Annotated in this window: 5 protein-coding genes and 1 pseudogene; 1 reads left to right on the forward strand and 5 read right to left on the reverse strand. The window is 70.9% G+C overall.

Annotation, left to right across the window (positions count from 1 at the left end; genetic code table 11):
• Window positions 1-4: 4 nt before the first annotated feature.
• From ACLJQZ_RS46430 to ACLJQZ_RS46440, 3 genes are read right to left on the reverse strand one after another with little or no spacing between them, the layout of a single operon-like run.
• Window positions 5-853, reverse strand: a complete 849-nt coding sequence (locus tag ACLJQZ_RS46430; protein ID WP_410627916.1) for an ABC transporter permease subunit — start codon at window positions 851-853, stop codon at window positions 5-7.
• Window positions 850-1,779 (reverse strand): ABC transporter ATP-binding protein, encoded by a 930-nt coding sequence (locus ACLJQZ_RS46435; protein ID WP_410627918.1) that lies wholly within the window; start codon window positions 1,777-1,779, stop codon window positions 850-852. Before ACLJQZ_RS46435 ends, ACLJQZ_RS46430 begins: the two co-directional genes overlap by 4 nt.
• Before the next feature lie 38 nt (window positions 1,780-1,817).
• Window positions 1,818-2,651 carry an ABC transporter permease gene (locus ACLJQZ_RS46440; protein WP_410627919.1) on the reverse strand — a complete coding sequence of 278 codons (834 nt, stop codon included), beginning with the start codon at window positions 2,649-2,651 and terminating at the stop codon, window positions 1,818-1,820.
• A 292-nt stretch (window positions 2,652-2,943) separates the two neighbouring features.
• Here ACLJQZ_RS46440 and ACLJQZ_RS46445 point away from each other — a divergent pair, with 292 nt between their 5' ends.
• Complete coding sequence (locus tag ACLJQZ_RS46445; RefSeq protein WP_410627921.1) at window positions 2,944-4,569, forward strand: alkaline phosphatase family protein; 1,626 nt, start codon at window positions 2,944-2,946, stop codon at window positions 4,567-4,569.
• Window positions 4,570-4,616: 47 nt separating this feature from the next.
• Here ACLJQZ_RS46445 and ACLJQZ_RS46450 read toward each other — a convergent pair whose 3' ends face one another.
• Together ACLJQZ_RS46450 and ACLJQZ_RS46455 are read right to left on the reverse strand one after the other, a co-directional pair.
• Window positions 4,617-6,122, reverse strand: a complete 1,506-nt coding sequence (locus ACLJQZ_RS46450) for a hypothetical protein (RefSeq protein WP_410627923.1) — start codon at window positions 6,120-6,122, stop codon at window positions 4,617-4,619.
• A 113-nt stretch (window positions 6,123-6,235) separates the two neighbouring features.
• A pseudogene (locus ACLJQZ_RS46455) lies at window positions 6,236-6,611 on the reverse strand (hypothetical protein); the annotation flags it as partial.

Consider the following 6,611-nt stretch of genomic DNA (forward strand, 5'->3'; position numbering starts at 1 on the left):
GGCCTCAGGCGTCGCGGCGCTTGAGCAGAACGACCGCGGCCACGAGCGCGACGGCGACGTAGGCGCAGAACACCGCGAACCCGGTCCACGGGGCGAGCATGGCCGCGTCCGGGCGCACCGTGATCAAGGCCTGTCCCGCGTTGCTCGGCAGGTACGGCACGACGTGCGGGGCCCAGCTGTCCGGCAGTGCGTCGGCGATCCCGGGCAGCACCAGCAGCAACCCGAACAGCGTGGCGATGGCGCCGGCGGTGTGCCGGATCAGCCAGCCGAGCGCGACGCCGAGCATGCCCACCACGGTGAGGTAGAGGCCCACGCCGAACACCGCCCGGAACACCCCGGGCGCGGCCAGCGTCGTCTCGATGTGCTGGGAGCTGAGGAACGCCTGCCCGCCGAGGAACGCGGCGAACGAGCTGACCGTGCCCACCACGAACGACACGACGGCGAAGATGACGAGCTTCGCCCACAGCACCGGCGTCCTCGTCGGGACGGCGGAGAAGGTCGCGCGGATCATCCCGGTGCCGTATTCGCCGGAGACGACGAGCACGCCCAGCACGCCGATCACCAGCTGCGCCAGCACGTAGCCGCGGATGCTGACGTCGGTCGGGTCGAAGCGCAGCTTGGCCTGCGCCCGCATCACCGGCCAGCGGCTCGCGTCGGCGGCCGAGAAGATCCAGCCGAGCGCGATCATCCCGACCACGGTCACGGCGACCGCCAGCGGCGACGAACGGACCGTGCGAAACTTCAGCCACTCCGAGCGGAGCACCCGGACCGGGGTGACCTTGAGGTCGGCCGGCAATGGCACCCCGGGTGACGGTGCGCCGCCAGTAGTGACTGGGGCGGTGGTGGTCGTCATGACGCGGACCTTTCCTGGGCCGCCGGGGTGACCCGGTATTCGAGGGCGTCGTCGGTGAGTTCCATGAACGCTTCTTCCAGGGAGGCCTGGACGGGCGTGAGTTCTTCGAGCGGGATGGCGTCGCGGCAGGCGATACGGCCGATCTCGGCGCCGTCGAGGCCGCTGACCTCGAGCAACCCGGGTGCGAGGCTGGTGACGCCGACGCCGGGTCCGGTGAGCAAGTCGCGGAGCTTGGTGGCTTCGGGGGTGCGCACCCGCACGACCCGGCTCGAGGCGCGCCGGATGAAGTCCTCGACCGAGGTGTCGGCGATGAGCTTGCCCTTGCCGATCACGATCAGGTGCTCGGCGGTCAGGGCCATTTCGCTCATCAGGTGTGAGGAGACGAAGACGGTCCGCCCCTCGGCGGCCAGGCCGCGCAGCAGGGTGCGGATCCAGAGGATGCCCTGCGGGTCGAGGCCGTTGACCGGTTCGTCGAGCACCAGGGTCGCGGGATCGCCGAGCAGGGCGGCGGCGACGCCGAGGCGCTGGCCCATGCCGAGGGAAAACCCGCCGACGCGCTTGCGGGCGACCTCGTGCAGTCCCACGAGGTCGATCACCTCGTCGACGCGCCCGCGCGGGATGCCGGTGCTCAGCGCGAGGGCGAGCAGGTGGTTGTAGGCGGACCGTCCGGTGTGGACGGCCTTGGCCTCCAGGAGAGCGCCGGCTTCGTGCAGTGGCGCGGCGTGTTGCTTGTAGGGCTTGCCGTTGACCGTGACCGAGCCGGAGGTGGGCGCGTCCAGGCCCATGATCATCCGGATGGTGGTGGACTTCCCGGCGCCGTTGGGGCCGAGGAATCCGGTCACGACGCCGGGTTTCACCGTGAACGTGAGGTCGTCCACGGCCTTCTTCTCGCCGTAGCGTTTGGACACGGCACGTGCTTCGATCATGGGCGTTCTCGTCCTCTCGGGCATGGCGTGGGCGGAGCCTAGGACGGAGCTCGACGGCGGAGCGACAGTCTGGCGGGCGATCTGCGCGGGCCCGGGGTGCGACTTCCGGCGTAGCGCGTACGCCGGAAGTCGTATGTTCGGTCGGTGAGTTTCCCGGCGGCGACGCACTGCACGGTCACCAGGATCGAGACGGCTTCGGCGGCGAGCAGCCCGATCAGGACCAGCACCTGGGTCGTGCCCGCCTGCAGCGGGCCGGCGCCGCCGAGCAGGACACCGACGTACGCGCCGGGCAGTGTCACCAGGCCGACCGTGCGCGTCTGGTCCAGCGCCGGGATCAACGCGTGCCCGGCCGACGGACGGCAGATCTCCAGCGCGGCCGGGCGGGGCATGAAGCCGAGGGCGAGGGCGGCTTCGTACTCGCCGTGGCGGGCCTTCAGCTCGTCCAGCGCCCGGCGCGCGGCCTGCGACGTCGCCGTCATCGCGCCACCGATGACGGCGATCGGCACGACCGCGATCGGACGCAGCGGGACGACCCCGGCGCCGAGGACCAGCGCCAGCACGGGGGCGACGCCGGCCGCGATCGCGAGGGCCGTCCACGGGAGGTTCGCCCAGCCGCCGGCACGGCGCGCGGACGTCGCCGCGGCGATGCCGAACATGAGCAGCACGAACAGGCCGGTCAGCGGGTTCGAGCGCAGGATCGCGGTGATCACCAGCGACACGAGGGCCAGCTGGGCGACCGCGCGGACGGCGGCGATCAGCACCGCCCGCCCCTGGCCCAGCTCACCCCAGCGGACGATGGCGGCCCCGGCCGCGGTGAGCAGGACCAGCACCGCGATGAGGGCGGGCCCGAAGGTGATCACGGCGTCGTTCACACCCCCGATTCCGTCTCGGCCCGCCGAGTGCCGAGAGGGCCCGGTGGAAATTCTACACGCCCGTAGTTTAAAGTGGGCGGCGGACTCGGAGGGTCGGGCGTCCGTCGCGGTCGGCATTTGTCCGAAATGGACAGATGGTGCCGTGGCTTTCTGCCGTGCGCCAGTATTTGTCCACAATGGACTGTGGTGGTCGCTGTGTTCACCGGCTGTTCGCGCCGAGGTCGTGTCACGGCCGGATCGATGGCGTGGGATGCCGGAGAGGCCCCGTCCGGGGCCCGCGAGGAGGAAACCCTTGTCCCCGAAACGGATCCGCATCCCGGCCGCACTCGCCGCGCTGGGCTTGCTCACTGCCGTGCCCGTCGCGTCGGCGTCGGACGGCCACGCCGGCACCCGCCACGTCCTGCTCGTCTCCGTCGACGGCCTGCACCAGGCCGACCTGACCGCGTACGCCGCTCGGCACCCGCGCTCGGCGCTGGCAGGCCTGCTGGCCCGGGGGACGTCGTACACCGGCGCGCGCACGCCGGTGCCGTCCGACTCGTTCCCCGGCCTGATCGGCCAGCTCACGGGCGGCGACCCGGCCACCACCGGCGTCTACTACGACGCCACCTACAACCACGCGTTGCTGCCCGCGGGCACGACCTCGTGCGCCGGCGTGAAACCGGGGGCGCAGGTCGATCTCACCGAGAACCTCGACCGTGACCAGACCCGGCTCGACGCCGGGCAGGGCCTGTCGGGCCTGCCCGCGTCCGTGCTGGGCATGACCGGCGCCCCGCAGACCCTGCTGAACCAGGCCGGCCTGCCGGTCGACCCACGCACCTGCCGTCCGGTGCAGCCGCACCAGTACCTGAAGGTCAACACCGTCTTCGAGGTGGCCCGCCAGGCCGGACTGCGGACGGCGTGGTCGGACAAGCATCCCGCCTACGAGATCCTGAACGGCCCGTCGGGCACCGGCGTGCAGGACCTGTTCACCCCGGAGATCAACAGCGCGGCCGGGACCGGCGACTGGACCACCGACAACGCCGCCACGCAACAGTACGACGGCTACAAGGCCCAGGCCGTGCTGAACGAGATCGACGGCTACGACCACAGCGGCACGCACCGCACCGGCACCCCGGCGGTGTTCGGGCTCAACTTCCAGTCTGTGTCCACCGCGCAGAAGCTGCCGACCTCCGGCGGACAGCCCGGTGGCTACCTGCCCGGCGGCACGGTGCCCGGACCGGTGCTGACCTCGGCGCTGGACTTCGTCGACGGCCGGATCGGCGCGTTCGCAGCCGAACTGCGTCGGCAGCACCTCGACCGGTCCACGACGATCATCCTGTCCGCCAAGCACGGCCAGTCGCCGACCGACCCGGGTGCGCTGACCCGCGTCGACGACGCCAAGCTGCTCGCCGGGCTCAACGCGGCCTGGCAGGCACGCCACCCCGGCGCCGGCGACCTGGTCGTCCACTCGGCCGACGACGACGCGATGCTGCTCTGGCTGACCGACCGCTCGCTGGCCGCGACGGTCTTCGCGAAGCAGTACCTGCTGGCGCAGAACGGAACGGGCACCGACCGCACCGGCGCGGCGAAGGCGTTCACCCGCTCGGGGTTGCAGACGGTGTACGCGGGTGCCGACGCGGCCCGCTACTTCGGCGTGCGGCCCGGCGACGACCGGGTGCCGGACCTGTTCGGCGTCACGCAGCACGGCGTCGTCTACACCGGCGGCACGAAGAAGATCGCCGAACACGGCGGCGTCTCAGCGGACGACCGTGCGGTGCCGCTCGTGGTGAGCAGCCAGGACCGCGACCGCCGCACGATCGCTGCACCGGTGGCGACAACGCAGATCGCGCCGACGATCCTGCGCCTGCTCGGGCTGGATCCCCGCGCGCTGCAGGCGGTCCGCGAGGAGGGCACGCGAGTGCTGCCGGGTCTCGGCTGACGGTGGGTGTGCGTCGGCGGACCGCCGACGCACACCAGCCGAGGTCGTTAGCCGACCTTCTGGATCTTCGCGTTGCGGATGAGCTGCTTGCCCGGCTGGTGGATCTGGGTGAAGGCCGAGTTGTTGAGCAGCGCGCAGCTTCCGGATGTCGCGGTCACGGGCACCGTGATGGACTTCCCGTTGTCCAGGTTCGTGACCTTCAGCATGGTGCCGGCGGCGAATTGGTTGCTGGACGCCGCGGGCGAGCCCGCGGCGCCGGAGAGCGTGACGGTCGAGCCGGGGCAGACGACCTCCCCGGCAGCCGCGGTGTTCTGGCTGCCGGTGGCCTGGGTGCCGTCGGTAGCCGTGGCCTGCGTGCCGGTCGCTTGGGCACCGGTCGCCTGGGCAACGTTGGCAGCCGTGGCGACGCAGTCGGCCGCGATGGTTGCCGCCCGGTCCACAGCTGCCTGATCGGTGGCTGCGAGGTCGGTGGCCTGCTGACCGGCGTTGCCCTGGGTTTTCGCCTTGTTTTTGGCTTTCCCCTTCTGGTCGGCGCCGTTGGCCGTGCCTTGCCCGCCGGTCATGCCCTGCTGGTCGGCTGTGCCGGCCTGACCGGTGGCTGTTCCTTGCTGGGCGGCGGCCGCGTTGGGATCGGACTGGGCGACACACTGCAGGATGGCCGCGCAGTCCTGGCCCGCGGTCGCGTCCTGGGGCGCCGTCCCCTGCTGATCGGCTGCGTTCGGGTCGGCCGTGTCGTTCTGGGCCATTCCGTTCTGGCCGGCCGCCTGCGTCGGCCGTGGCGTGCCCTGCTGGGTGGCCATCCTGTTCTGCTTCGCCGTGCCCTGCTGGTCGGCCGTGCCGTTCTGCATGCTGCTCTGGTTGCCCATACCGTTCTGGGCGGCTGCTCCGGCTTGGCCGGTCATAGCCGGTTGCGTCATGCCGTTGGCGTCCACCACCGCGGCCTCCTGCGCCACACACTGCTGGACGACCGCACAGGCCTGGTCCGCCGCGGCGGCTTGACCGGCTGCCGGGTTCTGATCCGCCATGTCCTGCTGGCCGGCCATCCCGTTCTGGGTCTGGCCGTTCTGATCGGCCATACCGCCGTCGGCCGCCGCGCTGTTCTGGTTCGCCATCCGCTTTTTGCGGGTCATGCCGCTGTTGCCTGTCGCGCCGTTCTTGCCGGCCATGCCGTTCTGCGTTGTGCCGTTCTGATTCGCTGTGCCGTTCGGGTCGGCTCCGTCAGCCTGGCCGGCGACGCCCTTCTGGTCGGCCACCGCAGTGCCGTCGGCGGCTCCGGCGACCGCCGCGCAGTCGACCGCCGCCTGGCTCGCCGTGACCTTGCTCTGACAGCCCACGGCCTGCCGCTGCTGCTGGATCTGGTCGACCACGGCCTTGCGGTTGGCGATGCGGGCCGCGGACTGGGAGTCCGGCGCTGCCTGCTGGCTCGCGATGAAGCTGAGATTGTTCTGCATCGCCGTGTCCAGCGCGGTGCAATTCTCCGTTGCCGCGTTGCTCGCCGGACTGCTCAGGGCGATCACTGTGGCCGTCACCCCGGCCACTCCCAGCAGTGCCACGAGTCCGATCGTCGCCGGTTTGCGGTGTCGTCCGGACGTACGCAAGTGGGGCATCGGCCCCTCCTCTCAGGTCGCCACCTCACCACGGCACACGGCGGAAAACCCTGAGCGGTTCAGAAGAATTCTGAGAATGAAGTCCACAGTGGACTAATATTGCACCTGCATACCAAACCCGAGGTTATCGGGAGGTTAGCGCGCGTTTCAGAGTTTTGCTTTACTTGGCGACGACCTCCGCGACCCGGCTCGGACAGCGCGTCGACTGCGGACGCGAACTGCTTGATCTGGTCCGGCGAAAGCTCGGTGTAGAGCTTGAAGGTATCGCCTGTGCGCTGGGCGTCGATCAGCTTCTGCACATCGGCGAACCCCGCGCCGTGGATGACGGCGTTGTCGAGCAGGACGCCGACGATCTGCCGCACCGCGGCCTCGGCGGCTCTCGGACGCCCGTCGGCGTCGGGGGAGATGACCAGCTGCCGTCCCTGGGTGGCGAGC

The sequence above is a fragment of the Amycolatopsis sp. cmx-8-4 genome (assembly GCF_046548675.1).
Lineage (GTDB): Bacteria > Actinomycetota > Actinomycetes > Mycobacteriales > Pseudonocardiaceae > Amycolatopsis.

Coding starts and splice junctions, on each gene's coding strand:
- ACLJQZ_RS46430 (WP_410627916.1), bottom strand. CDS start 853: ATGACGACCACCACCGCCCCAGTCACTACTGGCGGCGCACCGTCACCC.
- ACLJQZ_RS46435 (WP_410627918.1), bottom strand. CDS start 1,779: ATGATCGAAGCACGTGCCGTGTCCAAACGCTACGGCGAGAAGAAGGCC.